Annotated in this window: 19 protein-coding genes; 12 read left to right on the top strand and 7 right to left on the bottom strand. The window is 70.8% G+C overall.

Going from position 1 to position 19,949, the window contains the following annotated elements:
- Window positions 1-103 precede the first annotated feature (103 nt).
- Together NR792_RS03515 and NR792_RS03510 are read left to right on the top strand one after the other, a co-directional pair.
- Window positions 104-919, top strand: a complete 816-nt coding sequence (locus tag NR792_RS03515) for a hypothetical protein (protein ID WP_375758644.1) — start codon at window positions 104-106, stop codon at window positions 917-919.
- Between the two features lie 182 nt (window positions 920-1,101).
- Window positions 1,102-2,643, top strand: a complete 1,542-nt coding sequence (locus NR792_RS03510) for a hypothetical protein (RefSeq protein WP_375758643.1) — start codon at window positions 1,102-1,104, stop codon at window positions 2,641-2,643.
- A 30-nt stretch (window positions 2,644-2,673) separates the two neighbouring features.
- Here the strand turns inward: NR792_RS03510 and NR792_RS03505 are convergent, their stop codons facing one another.
- Window positions 2,674-3,399: a hypothetical protein gene (locus NR792_RS03505; protein ID WP_375758642.1), complete on the bottom strand. Its 726-nt coding sequence runs from the start codon at window positions 3,397-3,399 to the stop codon at window positions 2,674-2,676.
- Between the two features lie 227 nt (window positions 3,400-3,626).
- On the opposite strand from NR792_RS03505, the gene NR792_RS03500 reads away from it, so the two are divergent.
- Window positions 3,627-6,371: a TonB family protein gene (locus NR792_RS03500; protein ID WP_375758641.1), complete on the top strand. Its 2,745-nt coding sequence runs from the start codon at window positions 3,627-3,629 to the stop codon at window positions 6,369-6,371.
- A gap of 1 nt (window position 6,372) precedes the next feature.
- Window positions 6,373-7,296, top strand: a complete 924-nt coding sequence (locus NR792_RS03495; protein ID WP_375758640.1) for a hypothetical protein — start codon at window positions 6,373-6,375, stop codon at window positions 7,294-7,296.
- A gap of 1 nt (window position 7,297) precedes the next feature.
- Here the strand turns inward: NR792_RS03495 and NR792_RS03490 are convergent, their stop codons facing one another.
- The gene (locus NR792_RS03490; protein ID WP_375758639.1) at window positions 7,298-8,704 is read right to left on the bottom strand and encodes a hypothetical protein; all 1,407 of its coding nucleotides are present in this window, start codon (window positions 8,702-8,704) and stop codon (window positions 7,298-7,300) included.
- A gap of 168 nt (window positions 8,705-8,872) precedes the next feature.
- Here NR792_RS03490 and NR792_RS03485 point away from each other — a divergent pair, with 168 nt between their 5' ends.
- Window positions 8,873-9,556, top strand: coding sequence for a DUF1361 domain-containing protein (locus tag NR792_RS03485; RefSeq protein WP_375758638.1), 684 nt, complete (start codon window positions 8,873-8,875; stop codon window positions 9,554-9,556).
- Here NR792_RS03485 and NR792_RS03480 read toward each other — a convergent pair.
- Window positions 9,550-10,188 carry a glutathione binding-like protein gene (locus tag NR792_RS03480; protein ID WP_375758637.1) on the bottom strand — a complete coding sequence of 213 codons (639 nt, stop codon included), beginning with the start codon at window positions 10,186-10,188 and terminating at the stop codon, window positions 9,550-9,552. The two genes, NR792_RS03485 and NR792_RS03480, sit on opposite strands and share 7 nt — an antisense overlap.
- A 103-nt stretch (window positions 10,189-10,291) precedes the next feature.
- Between NR792_RS03480 and NR792_RS03475 the strand changes: the two genes are divergently transcribed.
- Window positions 10,292-11,221 (top strand): LysR family transcriptional regulator, encoded by a 930-nt coding sequence (locus NR792_RS03475; protein WP_375758636.1) that lies wholly within the window; start codon window positions 10,292-10,294, stop codon window positions 11,219-11,221.
- Window positions 11,222-11,232: 11 nt separating this feature from the next.
- On the opposite strand, the gene NR792_RS03470 is transcribed toward NR792_RS03475, so the two are convergent.
- Complete coding sequence (locus NR792_RS03470; RefSeq protein WP_375758635.1) at window positions 11,233-12,204, bottom strand: aldo/keto reductase; 972 nt, start codon at window positions 12,202-12,204, stop codon at window positions 11,233-11,235.
- Window positions 12,205-12,421: 217 nt separating this feature from the next.
- Between NR792_RS03470 and NR792_RS03465 the strand changes: the two genes are divergently transcribed.
- The 4 genes from NR792_RS03465 (at window position 12,422) to NR792_RS03450 (ending at window position 15,971) form a co-directional block, all read left to right on the top strand.
- Window positions 12,422-12,937 (top strand): hypothetical protein, encoded by a 516-nt coding sequence (locus NR792_RS03465; RefSeq protein ID WP_375758634.1) that lies wholly within the window; start codon window positions 12,422-12,424, stop codon window positions 12,935-12,937.
- 86 nt (window positions 12,938-13,023) lie between these two features.
- Window positions 13,024-13,785 (top strand): DUF72 domain-containing protein, encoded by a 762-nt coding sequence (locus tag NR792_RS03460; protein ID WP_375758633.1) that lies wholly within the window; start codon window positions 13,024-13,026, stop codon window positions 13,783-13,785.
- A gap of 99 nt (window positions 13,786-13,884) precedes the next feature.
- Window positions 13,885-15,192: a hypothetical protein gene (locus NR792_RS03455; RefSeq protein ID WP_375758632.1), complete on the top strand. Its 1,308-nt coding sequence runs from the start codon at window positions 13,885-13,887 to the stop codon at window positions 15,190-15,192.
- Entirely contained in the window at window positions 15,189-15,971 is a 783-nt protein-coding gene (locus tag NR792_RS03450; protein ID WP_375758631.1) for an endonuclease/exonuclease/phosphatase family protein, read from the top strand. The genes NR792_RS03455 and NR792_RS03450 overlap by 4 nt, the downstream gene beginning before the upstream one ends.
- A gap of 15 nt (window positions 15,972-15,986) precedes the next feature.
- Here NR792_RS03450 and NR792_RS03445 read toward each other — a convergent pair whose 3' ends face one another.
- Both NR792_RS03445 and NR792_RS03440 read right to left on the bottom strand, forming a co-directional pair.
- Complete coding sequence (locus NR792_RS03445) at window positions 15,987-16,454, bottom strand: hypothetical protein (RefSeq protein WP_375758630.1); 468 nt, start codon at window positions 16,452-16,454, stop codon at window positions 15,987-15,989.
- Window positions 16,455-16,664: 210 nt separating this feature from the next.
- A complete protein-coding gene (locus NR792_RS03440) occupies window positions 16,665-16,988 on the bottom strand; it encodes a hypothetical protein (RefSeq protein ID WP_375758629.1) in 324 nt (107 codons plus the stop codon).
- Window positions 16,989-17,149: 161 nt separating this feature from the next.
- Between NR792_RS03440 and NR792_RS03435 the strand changes: the two genes are divergently transcribed.
- Both NR792_RS03435 and NR792_RS03430 read left to right on the top strand, forming a co-directional pair.
- Entirely contained in the window at window positions 17,150-17,977 is an 828-nt protein-coding gene (locus tag NR792_RS03435; protein WP_375758628.1) for a crotonase/enoyl-CoA hydratase family protein, read from the top strand.
- A gap of 22 nt (window positions 17,978-17,999) precedes the next feature.
- Window positions 18,000-18,878, top strand: coding sequence for an SMI1/KNR4 family protein (locus NR792_RS03430; RefSeq protein WP_375758627.1), 879 nt, complete (start codon window positions 18,000-18,002; stop codon window positions 18,876-18,878).
- 15 nt (window positions 18,879-18,893) lie between these two features.
- Here NR792_RS03430 and NR792_RS03425 read toward each other — a convergent pair whose 3' ends face one another.
- Window positions 18,894-19,907: a methyltransferase gene (locus NR792_RS03425; RefSeq protein WP_375758626.1), complete on the bottom strand. Its 1,014-nt coding sequence runs from the start codon at window positions 19,905-19,907 to the stop codon at window positions 18,894-18,896.
- Window positions 19,908-19,949 lie beyond the last annotated feature (42 nt).

Raw genomic sequence — 19,949 nt, 5'->3', positions numbered from 1 at the left:
TCCCCTCAAGCCTGGCGCTCGCCTCCTCCGCAGGTATGGGAGAGCGTTGACGGGTGGAGGCGCAGTCCTGACATTTCCCCATGAGCGCGTCGAGGAGAGGGGTATGTCCGGGTGGAAAGAGAGTGTTGAATCCGCCGTCGTGGCGTTGGGCATCGCTTGCGAGCCGGTCAAGGACCCTCGCAGCAGAATCAAACTCATCGAGTTCGCTCGAACGAGGGCCCTCAGAGCACTTGAGGACGTGCTCGATGACGAGGGCTTCTGGAAGCAACTGGAGCACGGCCCGACCACGCCGGCCCGATACAGACAAGACGAGGTGGACCGTGTCTCGGACTTGCTCTGCGACACCCTGGTGGAGGTACTCATCAAGAGCGGTTACCGGTCTCCGCCTCCACCGCCAGCGGGGACCCTTGTCTTGGACGTCCTCGCGGCCGTCGATGCCGCCCGGAGCCACCCGGGTGCGCGAAGCGCGAAGGATGCTCGGAGGCAACTGGAACGCTTGCAAGCAGAGCTGACGGACCTTGATACAAGGCAGTCGAAACTCGCGAAGAGGGTTTTTCGCAAGTGCAGACGCATGTTCGTCGGCGTGCTTGTCGGCGCGTACGCGCTCTCAGGCGCGGTAGTGAAGGAGGTAACCATCGACCTCGTCAAGGAGGCGGCATCGGCGCTCATCCGAGACCAGTCAAAGGTGGCTGAAGGCAGCGCGACCGGGACGGAGGCTCGGCGTGCTGATGCGGAGGCTCGGCGTGTGGAGGCGGAAGCTCGGCGTGCCGAGGCGCGGGCCCGTGCCGCGGAAGCCGAGGCGGACCTCAATGTGTTACGGGCCGAGCAGGAGCGGAGCAGACTGCTCGCGGCGGGAGCAGGGCAGGCGAATCCGGGCGACGAGAGCAGCCCTCCGTCCGGTGACCTGCCGAAGCATTAGAGGACACGCCGCCAAAGGCGTCATGGCCCCACGGATTGACGGACGTCGTCACCCGCCGGCTCCCGCGCGGAAGGCTGGCTCCCGGGATGGCTCCTGACGCATCCTCCCGCGCGAATGGCTCCCCGGCCCCTCCCCTTCCCCGCGCTTCAAGCCCCTCCCTCCGCATGCGCCCGGGTGCGGGCATGAAGCGGGTCCCCGCGGAGGCCCTGGCAGTGCTGGGCTGGGCGCTGTCGCTGGCGCTCGCCGGGGTCCTGGTGCGGCCGGGCCTCGAGACGGGCCCGTTGTTCTCCTCCGACTCCGCCATCCCGGTGTTGATGGCACGGGCGGCCCGGGTGGACCTCTTCCACGCGTACTACCTGGGGCAGGACCGCTTCGGGGCGTGGCCCTTCCTGCTCGCGCGGCTCGTGGGCGGACGGGACTGGTCCGCCGAGGGGCTCCAGGCGCTGCTGCTCGTCGTGACCTGGACCGGCGCGTTCCCGCTGTCGCGGCTGGTTCGCGCCTCGGGCGTGGCGGCGGGCATGCTCGTGCTGGTGCCCCTGGCGCTGGCGGGCCCGGCGGAGGTCCGCCTCTACGTGCTGGACGCCTCCCAGCCCTACGGTTGGCAGTTCGCGATGCTCGCGTGGACCTGGCTGGGCCTGCGGCGGCTGCTGGAAGCGGACGCGCGCGGCGCCCGGGTGGGCTGGGGCGTGGCGGCGTCACTGGCGGCCGCGCTGGCCTGCTGGGTGTCGACGTCGAGCGTGCCCGTGCTGGTGGTGCTCTGGAGCGTGGAGTCGCTGCGCGCCTGGGCCCGGAGCCCCATGGGCTGGCGCCAGGCCTTGATGGCGGCGGTACCGGTGACGGTGGGCGGCGTGTTCGAGCGGCAGCTGCGGCGGCTGTACCACCGCTACGCCTTTCGCACCTACCGCGACGAATTCCGCAGCCCCGTGATGCTGGACCAGGGCCACCTCTGGGACAACGCGGGCCGGGTGCTGGCCCTGCTGTGGTCGGGGCCGCTGCCGATGGGCGGCCTGCTGCTCGTGGGACTCGGGCTCGCGGGGACGTGGCTCGTGCGCCACGCGCGGCGGGGACGGGCCGCGTGGGCGGAGCTGTCCGACCCGGCCTGGATGGCGCTCGCGTGCGGGCTCTCGGCGCTGGCGCAGCTGGCGCTGCTGGTCGCCGTGGCGCACGTGCGCCACAACGGCTTCGCGGCGCGCTACTTCGCGCTGGCCCACCTGCTGCTCCTGGTGGGCCTGGGCGCGCTGCTCCTGCACCTGGTGGCGGTGTGGCTGTCTCCCCGGAGGCTGCGAGTCATTGGCGCGCTGGGTGTGGGCGCTGCCGGCGTGGCCCTGGTGTGGGCCTGGACGCAGCCGCCGCGGATGACGGAGGACCACGCGCGGGCGCTCGAAGCGGCACGAACGCTGGCCCGGGTGGCGCCCGGCAGCCTGCTGATGGGCGGCTACTGGGACGTCTACCGGCTGGCGGCGCTGCAGCCGCTGGAGGCCCAGGCGAAGCCCCTCCCCGACCCCAGACAGTACCAGCGCACCCCGTTCCTCTGGGCGGAGCTGGAAGCGGCGCGGACGCTCATCTGGGTGCGTGCCCGGGGTGACAAGGAGCCGGAGGAGCCCCAGGAGCGGGAGCTGCGCGGCAGCCTGTTCCTCCGCGACACCGCGCCATTCGCCCACGCCCCGGGCTACACCTTCTGGCGTTACACCCGGGCGCCGCCGCCGGACGAGGGCCCGCGATAGACGAGCCCCCGCGGCGGTTCGGAAGGTCTCTCAGTACGCCCAGATCTTGTAGAAGTTGCCCGGACCGATGCCGTAGTAGCCGTCCGCGCTCACGATGCGGACCGTGCGGTCCGTCGCGGTGACGGCCAGCATGTCGTAGCCCCCCAGGGTCGTCTGGGTGGACTCCGCGAGCACCGTCACCGAGCCGTCCACGCTGTTCCAGCGGACCAGCTGGATGTTGTAGTTGCGGCCCGGGGGCGACTTGATCTGGACATTCGATTCGAACGACGACACGCGCCAGTAATCCTGGTCCGTGCTGTCCGTCAGGAAGTCATACGCCGCGTTGGCCTGGGTGTTCGCGGTGATGGTCAGCGGGTACTGGGGGTTGCTGAGGCCGTCCGGCGCCCAGCCCGCCAACGCGAGGTCCACGGCCTTCACATAGCCGAGGTCGTAGTTGCCATTGACGTCCAGCACCTCGAAGAAGCCGTTCGTCGGGCACGCCCGGCTGGTCTCATAGACGGTCGTCCGCAGCTCCACGGTGTAGCCCACCGGCAGGTCCAGCAGCACGGCGCTCGTCGCGTCGGGGTTCGCATACAGCTTCGTGGCGCGGGTCGTCGCCACGACGCGGATGGGCAGGTTCACCTGGCAGTTGGTCGCGGAGATGGCGCTCTCCTGCCGGGCGATGCTGTCCGTCGCGGCAGGGCTGTCATCGTTCAGCGCGCCGCCACAGGCGATGAGCTGGGTGGATACCGTCAGGACGGGGATGAGTTTCTTCATGGGATGTGTGGGTTCCTGGCATGCCGCCGTCCTCCAGGGCCTTCCAGTCCCCGGGCCAGCGATCGTGATGCCAGACATTGATTACACGGAATCCCAGCTGATGTCATCCCTGCAAGGCGTTGCCCCACCGCTCGGCCCCCCAGTCAAACAAGGCTGTGACATTCGGTCCGGGTCCATGCTTTGGAAGCGCTGAACCCTACGCCACATCCCGTATGCTCCCCCGCCCCATGTCCCCGAACCTGAAAGCCCGAAGCGCTCTCGCCGCGGCCTCGCTCCTGCTGGCTTCTCCAGCACTCGCGCAGGCCCCGCAGGCCGACGCGCCGACCACGGAGGCGGCCGCGCAGGCCCAGCCCGTGATGACGAAGCCACCGGAGCTGCTGCAGCAGGTGGAGGCCGCCTACCCTCCCGAGGCGCTCGCGGAGGGACTCACCGCCTCCGTGCGCCTCATCATCACCATCGGCGCGGACGGCAGCGTGTCGGACGTGCTGCCCACGGAGCCGGCGGGCCATGGCTTCGACGAGGCGGCCATCGCGGCGGTGCGCCAGTTCCGCTTCTCCCCCGCGGAGGTGGACGGCGTGCCGGCGCCGGTGCAGGTGGAGTACGTCTACCACTTCACCCTCAACGCTCCTCCGCAGGAGGCCCCGGGACCGGAGCAGGTCCAGGCGGCGCCGAAGGCCACGCTCACCGGCCAGCTCATCTCCCGCGGCAGCCGCTCGCGGGTGGCCGGCGCCACCGTGCGCTGCGGTGACGACCCGGAGGCCCCCGAGGCCCTCTCCGACGCGGACGGCCGCTTCACCCTGGAGGTGCCGCCCGGCGAGTGCGCGGTGCGCGTGGTGGCGTCCGGCTTCCAGCTCTACCAGACGAAGGAGCAGCTCCAGGCGAACGAGACGACGGAGGTGAACTTCTTCCTCGCCCCCACCGCCGGCGCGCTGGAGACCGTCGTCCGCTCCGAGCGCCCGAAGAAGGAGGTCGTGCGCCGGACCATCACGCGCCAGGAGGCGCAGAAGACGCCGGGCACCTTCGGAGACCCCATCCGCGTCATCCAGACCCTGCCGGGCGTGGCGCGTGCGCCCTTCATCTCCGGCGAGCTGCTGGTGCGCGGCTCCAACCCCGGCCAGACGGCGACGATGATGGACGGGGTCCGCATCCCCCTCCTCTTCCACCTCCTCGGCGGCCCCTCGGTGGTGAACGCCGAGTTCATCGACCAGCTCGACTTCTTCCCAGGCGGCTACGGCAGCCAGTACGGCCGCGCGGTGGGCGGCATCGTGGAGGTGGGCACGCGCAAGGGCGCCGCCGACACGTTCCACGGCTCGGTGAAGGTGGACCTGCTGGACGCGGGCTTCTTCCTGGAGTCGCCCGTGACGGACGGCATCAGCGTGGCCGCCGCCGCGCGGCGCTCGTACATCGACACGCTGCTGCCGCTCGTCCTCCCCAAGGACGAGGGCAGCACGCTGTCCGTGGTGCCGCGCTACTGGGACTACCAGGTGCGCGTGGACTTCGGCGCGAAGCGGGATGCCCGCACGCAGGAGGAGGCCCAGGCCCAGGCGGGCGGCGCTCGCAGCACCGGCTACGTGATGGCCTTCGGCAGTGACGACCAGCTGCGCCTGGTGTCGTCCGGCCCGGAGACGGAGCGCGACCTGACGGTGGACACGCACACGCTCTTCCACCGCCTCAAGGGCGACTGGACGTACCGCAAGGGCGCGCTCACGTCCGTCTTCACGCCGTACGTGGGCTACGACGGCACCAGCTTCAAGTTCGGCGCCGCGAAGCAGGACGGCGTGGGCTACACGGTGGGCGCGCGCGAGGTGCTGGGCCTGGAGCTGTCCCCCGCGCTCACCGTTCGCACCGGCCTGGACATCGTGTACGAGCACCAGTCCTTCGACGTGGAGTTCCCCGCGCCGGAGAACTTCGAGTACGTGGCCTTCCCCGGCGCCGAGTCCGTGGGCGAGCTGCTGGTGGAGAAGATTGGCCTGGGCTCCTTCGATGGCGCGCTCTTCGTGGAGGCGGACCTGAAGGTGGGGAAGTTCACCTTCACCCCCGGCGTGCGCGGCAACTACCAGCTCGCGGGCGACGCGCGGAACCTGGTGTTGGATCCCCGGCTGTGGGTGCGCTACGAGGCCACCGAACGCACCCAGCTCAAGGGCTCGCTCGGCCTCTACAGCCAGCCGGCGGAGACGTTCCGCTTCATCACCCTGCCCTACGGCAACCCGGAGCTCGCCTACCAGCGGGCGTTCCAGAGCAGCCTCGGCGTGGAGCACCGGCTGACGGACGTGTTCAACGTGGACGTGACGGGCTTCTTCAACCGCCGCTTCAACAACATCGCGGCGCCCGGGGAGCTGCGCTCGCTGCCGGGCGGAGGCGTCATCCAGGTGCCGTACTCCAACCAGGGCATCGGCCGCGCCCTGGGCCTGGAGGTGATGGTGAAGAAGCAGCGCGCGTCCGCTTCCGACCGGTGGTCCGGCTGGCTGTCGTACACCTTCAGCCGGTCCCTGGATGGCCGCACCGGCCCCGCTCCCGAGGGCAATGGCGGCGACTTCGGCGGGGGCTTTGGCGGCAGCGGCGACGAGACGTACGGCCTCAGCCCCTTCGACCAGACGCACATCCTCACGCTGGTGAGCAGCTACGTGCTGGGCAACGGCTGGGAGCTGGGCGGGCGCTTCCGCTACACCACCGGCCGTCCGACGACGCCCATCAACCACACGTTCGACCTGTACCAGGTGGACCGCAACCGCTTCAACGGCACGTACGGGCCCTATGCCTCGTCGCGCACGTCCGGCTTCCACCAGCTGGACATGCGGCTGGACAAGAGCTGGCAGTTCCAGAGCTGGACCCTGGGGGTCTACCTGGACGTGCAGAACCTCTACAACGCGGAGAACGTCGAGTTCACCTTCAACGACTACCGGCAGCGCCGGGAGTACGAGGTGCCCGGCATCCCCATCCTTCCCGTGGTCGGCGTGAAAGGAAGCTTCTGACATGAAAGCCCTGCTCCACACCGGAGGCCTGCTGCTCCTGGCGCTGGCTTCCTTCGCCTGCGTCGAACCCGAGGACAAGCCCTCGAACGTGCACGACCTGCGGGTGCTCGGCGTCTCCACGGAGAAGCCCGAGCTGATCGCCTCCACCTGCGACCAGACGCCGGAGGCCTTTGACGAACTCGCGGAGGAGCTGACGTACCGCGCGCTGCTGGTGGACCCCGCGGGCGAGGGGCGCCCCATCCAGTACACGCTGTGGGCCTGCGCGGATCAGGATGACCGCACGTGCGAGACGGAGGCGGACCGCGCGCTGCTCGCGGAGGGCACCACGACCGCGGGCGAGCTGACGCTCTCCATCCGCCCCGGCGCGGCGCGGGTGGCGGGGGACAAGCTCCTCCTGGAGCGCGTGCTGGAGGAGGACCCCTACCAGGGGCTGGGCGGCATCCGCATGCCGCTGGTGCTCCGGGTGACGGCGGGCGACGAGGAGGTGTACGCGCAGAAGCTGATGGTCTTCTGGTGCCCGGTGGTGGAGGGCATGACGGAGAACGTGCAGCCGGTGCTCCCGGGCCTGCGGGTGGACGACGTGCCCTGGCCGGAGGCCGAGCCGCTGGAGCTGAGCGGCCCCGGGCCCTTCGTGGTGACGGCGGACGACGTGTCGGGCCTGGAGGAGAGCTACGTGGTGCCGGGCCTGCGGCTGCAGGCCGTCAACCTGAAGGAAGCGTGGGAGATTGCCTGGTACAGCACGCTGGGCGAGTTCAGCCTGTCGGAGACGGGCGGCGCGGACTTCGGCGGCCAGGAGGGACGGCACCGCGTGGAGTGGGAGCCGGCCGACGGCGCGGCGGCCCAGGAGGTGACGTTCTGGGCCGTGGTGCGCGACGGGCGCGGCGGCAGCTCCTGGTTGATGCGCCGCGCGCGCTGGAGCCCGTGAGCTACGGCTTCATCACGTTCGCGGCCTTCAGGTACTGCACCGCGGAGCGCGCCTGGTTGTTTCCCTTGGCCTCCAGGGCCCGCAGCTGCTCCCCCAGCTTCGGGGTGTAGGCCTCCAGGAGGGCGCGCTTGAGCGCCTCCTGGTTGAAGCCCCAGTCCTCCATGGCCTGGGGCAGGAGCTTCAGGGCCCGGGGGTCCTTCATCCGCACCAGCGCCGCGACGGCCGCGGCCTTCCCCGCGGGACACTGCCGCGCCAGCGCATACGCCTTGTCCGCCGCCGCCTTCGTCCCGACGTAGCCGAGCAGGGCCATCTCCCGCTGGTCCATGTCGCTGCTACAGAGGATGAGCTTCTGGATGGCGGCCTTCGCCTCCGGGTTGCCCTGCCGCACCGCGGCCTCCAGCTCGATGTTCATGGACGGGAGCCGCGTCATATCGAAGGTCACCTTCCTGGGCACCTCGTGGCCCGCGAGCACCAGCTCCGCGGCCAGGTAGTTGCGGCGGTGCTCCTGCACGTGGTCCAGGTCGCGCGCGAGCCGCTGTCCCGCGGCCTTCCTCAGCTTCAGGTCGCCGTGCATCGTCGTGGCGAGCGGCTTCAGCAATCCCTCGTCGTAGCCCCCCTTCGCCGCCGCCGCGTCATAGGCCGCCAGCGCGCACGCGGGGCTCAGCTCCACCCGTTCGCCGTTCTCGCGCCGCACGGAGAGCGTCATGGCGTCATCGGAGGAGGAATACCCGGCGGACTCGGCCAGCCCCCGGGCCAGCTCGTCCACGAGCACCGGCTCCAGCTCCGCGGGCTCCACGCACCGCAGGGGTGCCCGCACCTCGTCGGCCAGCTCCGCCAGCTCCTTCGCCGCGGCGTTCAGGGCCTCCGCGGAGCCGTCGTTCCGCTTCTCGGCCAGGCGCGTGAAGCACTCCGCGAACGCGGTGGCCCACAGCCGCAGCTTCGGATCCGGCTCCAGCCGCATCGCCGCCAGGGCCTCCACCTGCGTCGCGGGGACCCGTGACGCGGCCGCCAGCGCCAGGCCCCGCTCGAACGGCTCCTCGGACCGCTGCGCCCGCTGACGCAGCGCCGCGTCCTCCATCAGCATCCGTGCCGCCAGGTCCACCGCCTTCGTGGGCAGTATCGAGCGATCCGGCCGCATCGCCGTGAAGCGCGACGCGGCGGTGATGCTGCAGGACGAGGTCGGTCCGGCGGCCGCCAGGGCCTGCTCCATGCCCCCGACCCGCGCGACCTTCACCAGGACGCCGTAGGCCGTGGCGCCGCCCTTGAGCAGCTCGGACTCCGAGCGGGTCCGGGTCGCCGGGACGGGCCGCTCCAGCGAGAAGACGGCCTTCCACATCGCGGCTTCATCCGGAACAGGCGCGGCACCCGCGAGCATGAGCGTCGCGAGCACGACAGGAGCATGGACCATGACCCACCTTGGCAAGGAAAACGGGTGGGCCCAGTTTCTCCCGAAATCGCCTGGCATGGCAGCCAGGGGCGGCCACGGGCTGGCCCGCGCATTGCTCTGGGTCCGGTCCGAGGGGCCTCTTCCGTGGCCATTCCGCCACGAAGCGCGGCTGCCCCGCCACACGCCACCATGTCCCGACCCACGTCCGACGTCCTGTCCGTCCTGAGCCGCCATGGCCTGCTGCCCGCGACCGTGAGCAGCCTCCTCGCGGTGGACCTGCTGGCCGTCCGGCTCGACTGGAGCGAGCGCGCCAGCTTCGCCTTCTTGTCATGGAACCTGTTCCTGGCGTGGGCGCCCTACCTGCTGGCCCTGCTCGCGCGGGTGCTCATGCTGTGGGGCCTGGACCGCCCCTGGACCCTGGCCCCGCTGGCGCTCGGTTGGCTCGCGCTCTTCCCCAACGCGCCCTACCTGCTCACCGACTTCATCCACCTGCGCCGGCGGCCCGTGGTGCCGCTCTGGTTCGACGCGGCCCTGCTGGCCCTGTTCGCCGCCACCGGGTGGATGCTGGGCCTGCTGTCGCTGGAGATCTGGAAGCGGTGGTTGGAGGAGCGCTGGGGACGGACGGCGGCGTGGGCCTTCGTCGCCATCACGTCCCTCCTGTGCGGCTATGGCATCTACCTGGGCCGGGTGGAGCGCTGGAACAGCTGGGACGTGCTGACGCGGCCGGAGCGCCTCCTCGGCGCCATGGCCGCCCACGTGCGCGAGCCCCTGGCCCACCCCTCCCTGCCCCAGGTGACGCTGCTCTTCGCCCTGCTGCTGCCGCTGTCGTACGCCGGCTACGAGGCGCTGCTCGCCCGCGTGCGCCGTCACTGACGCGGCTTGTGCCGCTCGAGCTGGGCCCCGTAGAGCTTCCGCTCCTCCAGGAAGGCCTTCGCGACGCTGGGCCGCGCCAGCATGCGCGCGAAGTACGCGCTGAGCGCGGGCCACTTCTTCAGGTCGATGGGCGTCGCCACGCACCAGCCCAGCACCGTCGCCAGGTACGCATCCGCGACGCTGAAGCGCTCCAGCAGGAACTCACGGCCGGTGAGGTGTTGCTCCAGGTAGGCCAGCCGGGCGGTCCCCTTCTCCAGGGCATAGCTCCTCGCGCCTTCGTTCGACGTCGCGTCGAGGAGCGGGAAGAAGGTCGCCTTGTGCAGCTCGGTCCCGATGAAGGACAGCCACTGCTGGAGCCGCACGCGCCCCCTGCTGTCGTCCGGCGCGAGGCCCGCATGGGGCAGCGCCCCGGCGAGATACTGCAGGATGGCGGCGTTCTCCGTGAGCACGTCTCCGTTGTCGGTGCGGAGCGCGGGGACGAGCCCCAGCGGATGCACCTGCAGGTAGTCGCTGCCGTCGTGCGTGCGCTTCGTCTTCGAGTCGACCTCGATGAACTCAGCCTCCGCGCCCGCTTCGTACAGGCTGATGCGGGTCGCGGCCGAGCAGGCCAGGGAGGAGAAGTAGAGCTGCATGTTGTGACCTCCAGGACTTCGGGGTGGGGCCTTCGCGAGACAGGCGGCACTCTCCGCCTCCAGAGGGGATGCGTCCAACGCATCGTTGGCATAGGCTGGATGCATGGAAGACATTGCTCCGCCCCCCTCCCCCCGCCTGGACGTGCGCGACCTGCGCGTGGTGCTGGCCCTGGCCTCCGCCGGAACCACGGCAAAGGCGTCGGCGGTGCTGCACCTCACGCAGCCGGCGGTGAGCCGCGCGCTGCTCGCGGCGGAGGAGCGGCTGGGGACACGCCTCTTCGACCGGACCCCTCGCGGGCTGGTGCCCACGCCCGCGGGACAGGAGCTCGTCGCGGGCGCCACGCGGCTCCTCGTGGAGCTGGGAGACCTGGAGCACCGGGTGCGCGCGCCGGTGGCGCCGTCCATCCGCCTCCGGCTCGTCTGCGAGTGCTACACCGCCTACCACTGGCTGCCGTCCGCGCTGGTGACGCTGCGCAAGAGCCTGCCGGGCCTCCACCTCTCCCTGGCGGTGGAGCACACCCAGGACCCCGTTCCAGCGCTGGTGGCGGGAGAGCTGGACGTGGCGCTGCTCACGACGGCGTCCGTCCCCCGTACCGGGATTGAGACCCGGCCGCTCTTCTCGGATGAGATCATCTTCGTGGTGGCCGCGTCGCACCCGCTGGCGTCCCGCCGGGCGCTCACCCGGGAGGACCTGCGCGAGCACACGCTCCTGACGGGGCAGACGCCCGCGGCGGAATCGCAGTGGTTCATGACGCAGGTCTTCGGCCGCGAGAGGCCCCGGCTCCGCATCGAGCGGCTGCCGCTCACCGAGGCCATCCTCGACGTGGCCCGCGCGGGCCTGGGCGTCGCGGTGCTCTCCGAGTGGATCACCACCCCGCACCTGGGCAAGGGCGACCTCGTGGTGAAGCGGCTGGCGTCAGGGCCCCTGCGGCGGCCCTGGCGGATGGCCTGGCGCAAGGAGGTCGGAGACGCCGCGCTCCGCCTCCTCGCCGCGCTCGAGCCCACGGTGCCCCGGAGTCTCGCCGTGGGGTGAGCGGCCTGCCGCTACCAGGCGTAGTCCTCCGGCGCGGGCTTGTGGCCGGGGAAGATTTCATCCAGCCGCGCCAGCGCCTTCTCGTCGAGCTTCACGTCCAGCGCGCGCAACGCGGACTCCAGCTGTCCGGCGGTGCGCGGCCCGATGATGGGCGCGGTGACGGCGGGCTGGTGGAGCAGCCACGCCAGCGCGACATCCCCCGGCTCGTGGCCCAGCTCCGACGCGAAGTCCTCATAGCGCTCGATGCGCTCGCGGTGCTTCTGGAGCTGCTCCTGCGCGCGGCCTTCCAGCCTGCGCTTGCCCTCGCGCTCCTTGCGCAGGACTCCGCCCAGCAGCCCGCCCTGGAGCGGTGACCACGGCAGGACGCCCAGGCCGTAGTGCCTCGCGGCCGGCAGCACCTCCAGCTCCACCGTCCGGGCCAGCAGGTTGTAGAGGGACTGCTCACTGACCAGGCCCATGAAGTTTCGCTGCGCGGCCGCCGCCTGCGCCTGCGCGAGGTGCCAGCCCGCGAAGTTGCTGCTGCCTACGTAGAGCACCTTGCCCTGCCCCACCGCGACCTCCATCGCCTGCCAGATCTCCTCCCACGGCGTGGCGCGGTCCACGTGGTGGAACTGGTACAGGTCGATGTAGTCCGTCTTCAGCCGCTTCAGGCTGGCGTCCAGGGCCCGGCGGATGTTGAGCGCGGACAGCTTGCCCTCGTTGGGCCATTCCCCCATCGGACCATAGACCTTCGTCGCCAGCACGGTGCGCTCGCGCCGGCCGCCGCCCTGCGCGAACCAGTTGCCGAGGATCTGCTCCGTGCGGCCCTTGTTCTCACCCCAGCCGTACACGTTCGCCGTGTCGAAGAAGTTGATCCCCTTGTCATGCGCGGAGTCCATGATGGCATGCGCATCCGGCTCCTCGGTCGTCCAGCCGAAGTTCATCGTGCCCAGACAGATGCGGCTGACGGAGAGCCCTGAACGCCCCAGATTCGAATACTTCATGGTGACCCCTGTTCGGCCGGTCGCGGAACGACGCCGTGCTGGAACGGGCCGGCCCTCCCGTTCGAGCCGGTGAGCCTGACCACCCGCCCCCGGGGAAGTCCAGCAGGGAGGCCCGAGTGTTGCGTCCCGGCGGCAGGCCCTGACCCGTGGGACGGCGGCTCAAAGACAGGCATTCGGGACGCGTCCTGGTTGCGTAACCCGCGACAAGGAGACGTGCATGCTCAAGACCGCTGCAAGGCTGGTGGGGCTGGTTTCGCTGTTCCTCGTGATGGGCAGCGCGGAGGCCGCCAGCGACAAGAAGATCATCGCCATGACGGTCTACAGCGAGACGGGAGAGAGCGCGGTCGTTCGCGCGGTGGATGGCCAGGGCTTCAGCGCCACCAACGAGCTGCGGAAGCTCTCCTACCGCATCGTGCCGGAGGTCGTCGGGCCGGACACCGTGCGCTACACCATCTACAACGGCTATGACCTGGACTCGGCCGCGCCCATCGAGGTCATCGAGGCCCGGGCCGACGGTCAGGTCCACCGGGGCCTGCGCGCCGCCTTCAGCGTGGCGGTGACGACCATCGACGAGAGGCCCCTGGACTTCAACCCGCTGGCCGCGCCCGCCGACGAGGGCATCACCTGCTGCGTGACGTGCGGCGCGTGGCGCTACTGCTGCACTCCCAGCCCCGGCTATTGCTGCACCATCTCCACGTCCTGCAACCTCGGCTGCCGGGTCTGCAAGTACTAGGGAGCACCGCGAGCGGCTCCGCCCGGCGGACGACGCCGGGCCGGGGCCACCCTGCCGCCGCGGCTGCCCGTGCCTAGGTTCCCGGAGTGCGCCAGGGACCTTCCATTCCTGCTCGGGAGCGCTGCCGGGTCGGCTGTGCCGGCTGGAGCCTGTCGAGCGCGGTGGGTGAGCACTTCCCCACGACGGGCACCCACCTGGAGCGCTATGCGCGCGTCCTGCCCGCGGTGGAGATCAACTCCTCCTTCTACAGGCCGCACCGGCCCGCCACCTACGCCCGCTGGAGGGACAGCGTCCCGGAGACGTTCCGCTTCGCGGTGAAGGTCCCCAAGGTCCTCACCCATGAGCTGCGCCTGCGCGACGTGCAGGAGCCGCTGGAGCGCTTCCTGGGCGAGGCCGGCCACCTGGAGGCGAAGCTGGGCTGCCTGCTGGTGCAGTTGCCGCCCAGCCTCCAGCACGAGCCCGGGACGGCCCGCGCCTTCTTCCAGGCCCTGCGGGAGCGGACCGGGGTCGACGTCGTGTGCGAGCCCAGGCACCGGACCTGGTTCACGGACGAGGCCCGGCGCGTGCTGGACGACGCCCGCATCCGCTACGTGCGAGCGGATCCGCCCGCGGTGCGCGCGCCCACGCCACCGGACGCGGAGGTCGTCTACTACCGGCTGCACGGCTCGCCGAAGATGTACTACTCCGAGTACTCCCATGCGTACCTGGAGGCGCTGGCCACGGAGCTCTCCCTCCACGAGCAGGCCGGCCGGCGCGTGTGGTGCATCTTCGACAACACGGCGGAGGGAGCCGCCCTCCCGAACGCACTGACCTTGCTGCGGCTCGACGGGCAGCGCGCGACACGCTGAAGGTGCCCGTCGGCATGAAGGACGCGCCGCGCGCAAGCGGAGGGAGCGCGGTCCCGGTGATTGCGCGAGACGGCCCGGAAGGTGTCTGCTCCCGGGCCCATGTCACGCAACACGCAGTGGAAGGTGGCCGGCTTCGGTGTCTCGGCCCTGGTGCTTCTCATCGCGCTGGTCCTCGCGAGTGGAACGCGCGAGGCCTTGGTGCCGCTGACCCTGGATCCGCAGGACCCGGACGCCTTCGCCGAGCAGGCCCTGGAGGCCCTCCGCGCGGCGGACCCCACGGGCGAGCTGAAGTACGACCCGGAGCGCTTCCTCATCCAGCGCTATTCCCCGGACGGCGGCCTGGGGATGTCCCTCTTCCTCGGCAACTTCCACCGCGAGTACCTGGCAAGCCCGCCCGAACAGCGTGGCGCGTTGCTGGCGCGCCTGGGACGGGCCGGCGTGCTCCCGGAGACCCCGGCGACCTATGAGCAGGCACGTCCCCGGCTGATGCTGGTGGTGCGCGCCCGCGACACCTTCGAGCAGTTCTCCCTGCAGCCCGGCGAGCCGGCGCCGGTGTCCTGGCGGCCGCTGGGCGAGGTGCTGGCGGAGGCGCTCGTCCAGGACACCCCGGACGCCATGCGCTACGTGCCCCCGGAGGAGCTGTCGCGCTGGGGCATCACCTACGAACAGGCCCGCGCCGATGCGCTCGCCAACCTGCGGCGGCTGGACCCCGTACCGCTCAGGAGCCTGACCCTGGGCGCCTGCGGACTCTTCACGAACGACAGCTATGCGGCCTCGCGGCTGTTCCTGGACGAGGTGGTGCGAGGCTGCGAGGTCCGGGGCGATCCGGTGGTGGTGGTGCCCAACCGGGACACCCTGCTCATCACCGGCTCCGAGGACGCCACGGGCCTGCTCACCGTGGCGGAGGCGGCCCAGGCGGGCGTCACCGCGCCGCGCCCCGTGGACGGGACCGCGCTGCGCCTCACGGCGGACGGGTGGCGGCCCTTCCTCCCCGAGCCGGGCAGCCCGTCCCGGAGCATCCTGGAGAAGCTCGCGTTCGCCAGCCAGGTGCGCGGCTACCAGGAGCAGACCGCACGGCTCCGGCAGCAACATGAGCAGGAAGGCAGCGAGGTCTACGTCGCGGCCGTCATCGCGGAGAAGGACGACCAGGGACGCTTCTTCAGCCAGACCCTCTGGCCCAGCGACGCGGAGACGCTCCTGCCACGCACGGACGTCATCCTCTTCATGGACGCGGCGCTGGGCCCCGACGCGCCTCCGGTGGCCGCCGTCCGCTGGGACCTCGTGGTGCGCGACGTCGGGACGCTGCTGATGCCCGAGCTGGGGATGTACCCGGAGCGCTACCGCGTGCGGGGCTTCCCCTCGAAGGAACAGCTCCAGCGCTGGAAGGCCGAGGCCGGCAAGCCATGACCGTGGACCTGCGGATCGCCTCGTACAACATCCTGGCGGACGCCTACGTCAAGCCGGAGTGGTTCCCGCACACGCCCGCGGACCTGCTCCGGCCGAGAAGCCGCCACGCGTTGCTGGCCCGCCGCATCGTCGCGCTGGACGCGGACGTCGTCTGCCTTCAGGAGGTGGAGCCCGACAGCTTCGCCGCGCTCCAGGAGGCGCTGGCGCCGCGCGGGTACGTGGGCGTGATGGCGCAGAAGCAGCAAGGCCGCCCGGATGGCTGCGCGGTGTTCCACCGCCTGGAGCGGAGTCCGGGCCACCGGGTCCATTACTTCCGGGACCGGCTGGAGGACGGACGCATCTCCGGGCACCTGGCGCTGGTCGTGGACTTCGACGTCGGCGGGGAGCGGCTGCGCGTGGCCTGCACGCACCTGCGCTGGGACCGGCCCGACAGGCCGGTGGAGCAGCACCAGGGCATGCAGCAGGCCACAGAGCTGATCAACGAGCTGCTCCTCAAGGATCCGCAGGCCCTGTGGATCGTGTGCGGCGACTTCAACGCCCGGCCCGGTGAGCCGCTGGTCCAGGCCTTCGAGGCGGCCGGGCTGCTCGATGCCTACGCGGGCCAGCACCAGCCGACCTGCAACGCGAACGGCGAGCCCAAGGCCATCGACTTCCTCTTCCACTCCAGCGCGCTGCGAGCCCGGCCAGACCGGTTGCCCGCGCTGGACGCGCGGACGCCGATGCCCTCGGAGCAGGAGCCCTCCGACCACCTGCCGATCGCCGCGCGGCTGCTGCGCTAGCGGACGCCCCCGGGACTACGGCACCGGTGGGGCTTCGGGCTCCTTCAAGGACTCTCGCGCGCGCTGCCGCTCCTCGCGCAGCTTCGCGACCAGCGCTTGCGCCTTCTGCTTCTGCGTCTCGTCCAGGAGCGCTTCGGCGTCGCGGTAGGCCGCCAGCTCGTTGTCCTCCATCGCCTGGAGCAGGGCCTGCTGCCGCTTCTGGTCCTCTTCGCTCAGGGGCGCGGGAGGCCGAGCGGGAGGCCGGTATCGGGGCCGGCCTCCGAGGCCCACAGGGGCATTCCTGTTGCCCACCCCGGGCCCGCGCGGGGGCCCCTCCCCCGGGGCCGGTTCGGGGTGCCAGACCTGCCGGAGCTGTTCACGCAAGGGCTGGTTGGTCACTTCGAGGGCTTCCTCCCGCTGGCCCACCTGGATCAGCTGGTCGGTGGTGAGCGCCAGCTCCGCGTGGTGCTCGAGCAGCAGCGCGAGCGGCGATTGGAAGAGCACCCTGGGGGGCTGACGCGCCGGACGTTCCGCTGGAGAGGACGAAGCACAGGCGGAGACAAGTCCCACCAGCAACAAGCACGATACGAGATGGCGCGGCGACATCGGACCTCCAGGAGGCGTGTGCCTTCGCTCTATTGCTGAAGTCCCATCCCGTCAAAGGGGCTGCGACGGATGGGCGTCCCAGACGACACGCCCATCCGTCGTGGCACGTCAGTAGGCGGTGAAGCTCGCGAACTCGCCCGGCTGGAACGTCCTCAGCGTGCCGAGGCCGATCGCATAGCCGCTGCAGTCCGCCGTCCGGTAGGCAGTCACGTGCTGGAAGTTGCTCCACCCCACGAGCGCGTCGGCGGTGGCCGGGAACGGATGGCACCCGCCGTCGGGGGCCGGAAAGTTCGCGACCGGGGTGGTGAAGTTGTCACCGTAGAACGTCAGGCCCACCTCCCAGTTGATGGCGGAGGCAGCGAACGCGGTCCCCGAGGAGATGGCGGCGACGGCGGTCACGGCAAGAGCAGCACGAAGAGCGGTTCTGCGCATGGTGATTCCCTCTCAAGACGTGAATGTCTTTGAATCACAGGATATCGAGATTGACTTGCAGTCGCAACTTGCAAATCGCGCCCCTTTCGCCCGGGACGCAGTGGAGGCGCAGCGCCGCATCTGCTCAAGTGCCGCCCGCTCACTTCCCCGGGAGGAAACGGATGGACGGCACGTACAAGTCACTGCGCATCGAGAAGGCCGACGGCATCGCCGAGCTGGTGCTCACCGGCCCGGGCAAGGGCAACGCCATGGGCCCCGACTTCTGGCGGGAGATGCCCGAGGCGCTCCGCTCCCTGGACGCCGACGACGCCGTGCACGTGGTGCTGGTGCGCGGCGAGGGCAGCCACTTCACCTACGGCCTGGACCTGATGGGGATGATGGAGTCCCTGGGGCCGCTGCTCACCGCGGAGAGCAACCTGGCGAAGGAGCGCAGCCAGCTGCTCAAGCTGATTGGGGAGATGCAGCAGGCCACGGAAGGGGTGGCCCGGTGCCGGAAGCCCGTCATCGCCGCGGTGCACGGCTGGTGCATTGGCGGAGGCATGGACCTCATCGCCGCGTGTGACTTCCGGTACTGCTCGCAGGACGCGAAGTTCTCCCTGCGCGAGGTGAAGGTCGGCATCGTCGCGGACCTGGGTGCGCTCCAACGGTTGCCGCGCATCATCGGCGAGGGGAACACGCGCGAGCTGGCCTACACCGGCGGCGACGTGGACGCGGCGCGAGCGCTGCGCATGGGCCTGGTCAACGAGGTCTTCCCCTCCCCCGAGGCCCTGCTCACGGAGGCGCGGGCGACGGCGCGGCGCATCGCGGACAATCCGCCGCTCGTCATCCAGGGCGCCAAGCAGGTGATGGAGTACTGCGCGGACAAGTCCATCGCGGACGGCCTGCGCTACGTGGCGGTGTGGAACTCCGCCTTCCTCCAGTCGCATGACCTGACGGAGGCCTTCTCCGCCTTCGCCGAGCGCCGTCCGCCCAAGTTCGAGGGGCGCTAACCCCAGCGTCTGGAGCGACTCGATGACCCGGTACTTCGTCAAGCTGAAGGCCCCCAAGGGGCAGACCGTTCCGCCGTTGCTCGCGCGCTTCGCGAAGTGGGTCGCGAAGCAGGAGTACGGCGCGTTCGGGACCTTCGAGCTCATCTCTCCGAAGGTGCCTGGCGGGCTGCGCGACGCGTGGTGCTTCCTCTCGCTGCCAGAGGGCTCGCTGCTCGCGCTCGTCTCGACGGTGAAGCCGGCGCCCGTGGTGCTGTTCGACTCGGAGTCGGACGTGCTGAAGGTCGTCGCGCCCAGCCTCGAGGCGTTCCTGCTCGCGCTCGGCGCGGGGAAGACGCGCCTGGACGACCTTGATGAGGGTGACGGGCGCAAGGCGCTCGTCGCGTGGCTCGCCCAGGAGAAGGTCCAGGCGCCGAAGCCCGCGAAGTTCAACGTGAAGACGTACCAGCGCGACGCCACGCCCGCGCCCGTCGTCAGTCAGGGCGTGAAGAAGCTCGCGCCCCTTCCGCGCGGGCTCGTGTCGCTGCTCGGCAGGCACGTGAGCGACGCGAAGCTTCCGGCGGAGCTGAAGAAGCTGAAGCTGCCGGCGAAGCTGCCCAAGGCGCAGGGCAAGCTGAAGGACCCGAAGCGCGGCATCACCGTCAGCGTCGGGCGGGACGGGGTGATCCGCGAGGTGCACCTCGGCAAGAACTACGACGGTCCGCTCGCGTTCAAGCTGCCCTCGGGCGTGAACGACTTCACGGCGACGAAGCTCCTGGGCAAGCCCACGGGCGAGCTCAAGAAGAAGGACGGCGGCAACATCTGGGAGAAGCCACTCGATGCCGGCCGCGGCATCTACTTCTCACGCAGCCGCGGTCACTTCGACTGGTGGTCGGAGCACCGGTTCTTCCTCAAGGCGAAGTGAGCGGAGGCCCCTCCCCTACGCGGCCACGGCCTCGGTGATGCTGAGCGCGGCCGGCGTGGGGATGACGCGTGAGAGCCGCAAGCCCGCCTGCGCGAAGAGCTTGCGGAAGTCCTCCTCGGTGCGCTCCCGTCCGCCGGGCAGCGAGGCCAGCATCATCACGTCCAGCACCTTGCCCCCGTGCGGCGCGCTCCCGGGCGGGATGACGGTGTCCACCACCAGCACCCGGCCGCCCTCGGCCATCGCGCGGCGGCAGTGGCGCAGGATGTCCACGCATACCGCGTCGCTCCAGTCGTGGAGGATGCGCTTGAGGACATACGTGTCCGCGCCGGAAGGCACCGTCTGGAAGAAGTCCCCTTCCACCAGCTCGCAGCGCTCGGACAGCCCCGCCGACGCGATGCGCGCCTCGTCCAGGACGTGCCGGTGGTCGAAGAGCTCGCCCCGGAGCGACGGCGACGTGCGGAGCACTTCAATGAGGAAGCCGCCGTGGCCCCCGCCCACGTCCACCACCTGCCGGCAGGCGCTGAAGTCATAGCTGCGCGCGATGGGGCCGTCCTCCAGGTCCGACAGGCTGGACATGCCCCGGTGGAAGGTGGCGCCCGCCGCCGCGTTGCTCGCCAGGTGGTCGAAGAAGGTCTTGCCGAAGATGCGCTCGAAGGCGTTCGTCCCCGTCCGCACCGTCTGCGTGAGCGCGCCGGTCGGTGCCCAGAAGATGTCCTGCGTGAGCATCAACACGGCGCTGCGCAGGGAGCCGGGAGCCTGGGTGCGCAGCAGGTCGGAGGCGGGGGTGAGCGCGAAGTTGCCGTCGGCGTCCTCGGAGAACACGCCCTCGCTCGCCAGGAGCCGCAGCACCCGGTACAGCGCCGCCGCGTCCGCGCCCACGTCCTCCGCGAGCCGGGCCGCGCTCTTCGGGCCCTGCTCCAGGTGGTCCGCCACGCCCAGCTCCGCCGCCGTGGCCAGCGCACCGGAGAGGATGAAACCAAAGCCGAGGTCGACGAGGCGCTGCGCCGGATGAACGGACGGAGGGGTCATCCGCGGGTCGTACTCCCGGTCAAATCCAGACGTCAACCCAGC

The organism is Corallococcus exercitus (assembly GCF_042231735.1).
Lineage (GTDB): Bacteria > Myxococcota > Myxococcia > Myxococcales > Myxococcaceae > Corallococcus > Corallococcus exercitus_B.
The sequence above is the reverse complement of the archived record's forward strand: the minus strand, read 5'-3'. Positions and strand labels throughout refer to the sequence as shown.

Bases quoted from the DNA above. Each gene is read 5' to 3' on its own strand.
- NR792_RS03515 (WP_375758644.1), top strand. From the start codon at position 104: ATGTCCGGGTGGAAAGAGAGTGTTGAATCCGCCGTCGTGGCGTTGGGC.
- NR792_RS03510 (WP_375758643.1), top strand. From the start codon at position 1,102: ATGAAGCGGGTCCCCGCGGAGGCCCTGGCAGTGCTGGGCTGGGCGCTG.
- NR792_RS03505 (WP_375758642.1), bottom strand. From the start codon at position 3,399: ATGAAGAAACTCATCCCCGTCCTGACGGTATCCACCCAGCTCATCGCC.
- NR792_RS03500 (WP_375758641.1), top strand. From the start codon at position 3,627: ATGTCCCCGAACCTGAAAGCCCGAAGCGCTCTCGCCGCGGCCTCGCTC.
- NR792_RS03495 (WP_375758640.1), top strand. From the start codon at position 6,373: ATGAAAGCCCTGCTCCACACCGGAGGCCTGCTGCTCCTGGCGCTGGCT.
- NR792_RS03490 (WP_375758639.1), bottom strand. From the start codon at position 8,704: ATGGTCCATGCTCCTGTCGTGCTCGCGACGCTCATGCTCGCGGGTGCC.
- NR792_RS03485 (WP_375758638.1), top strand. From the start codon at position 8,873: ATGTCCCGACCCACGTCCGACGTCCTGTCCGTCCTGAGCCGCCATGGC.
- NR792_RS03480 (WP_375758637.1), bottom strand. From the start codon at position 10,188: ATGCAGCTCTACTTCTCCTCCCTGGCCTGCTCGGCCGCGACCCGCATC.
- NR792_RS03475 (WP_375758636.1), top strand. From the start codon at position 10,292: ATGGAAGACATTGCTCCGCCCCCCTCCCCCCGCCTGGACGTGCGCGAC.
- NR792_RS03470 (WP_375758635.1), bottom strand. From the start codon at position 12,204: ATGAAGTATTCGAATCTGGGGCGTTCAGGGCTCTCCGTCAGCCGCATC.
- NR792_RS03465 (WP_375758634.1), top strand. From the start codon at position 12,422: ATGCTCAAGACCGCTGCAAGGCTGGTGGGGCTGGTTTCGCTGTTCCTC.
- NR792_RS03455 (WP_375758632.1), top strand. From the start codon at position 13,885: ATGTCACGCAACACGCAGTGGAAGGTGGCCGGCTTCGGTGTCTCGGCC.
- NR792_RS03450 (WP_375758631.1), top strand. From the start codon at position 15,189: ATGACCGTGGACCTGCGGATCGCCTCGTACAACATCCTGGCGGACGCC.
- NR792_RS03440 (WP_375758629.1), bottom strand. From the start codon at position 16,988: ATGCGCAGAACCGCTCTTCGTGCTGCTCTTGCCGTGACCGCCGTCGCC.
- NR792_RS03435 (WP_375758628.1), top strand. From the start codon at position 17,150: ATGGACGGCACGTACAAGTCACTGCGCATCGAGAAGGCCGACGGCATC.
- NR792_RS03430 (WP_375758627.1), top strand. From the start codon at position 18,000: ATGACCCGGTACTTCGTCAAGCTGAAGGCCCCCAAGGGGCAGACCGTT.
- NR792_RS03425 (WP_375758626.1), bottom strand. From the start codon at position 19,907: ATGACCCCTCCGTCCGTTCATCCGGCGCAGCGCCTCGTCGACCTCGGC.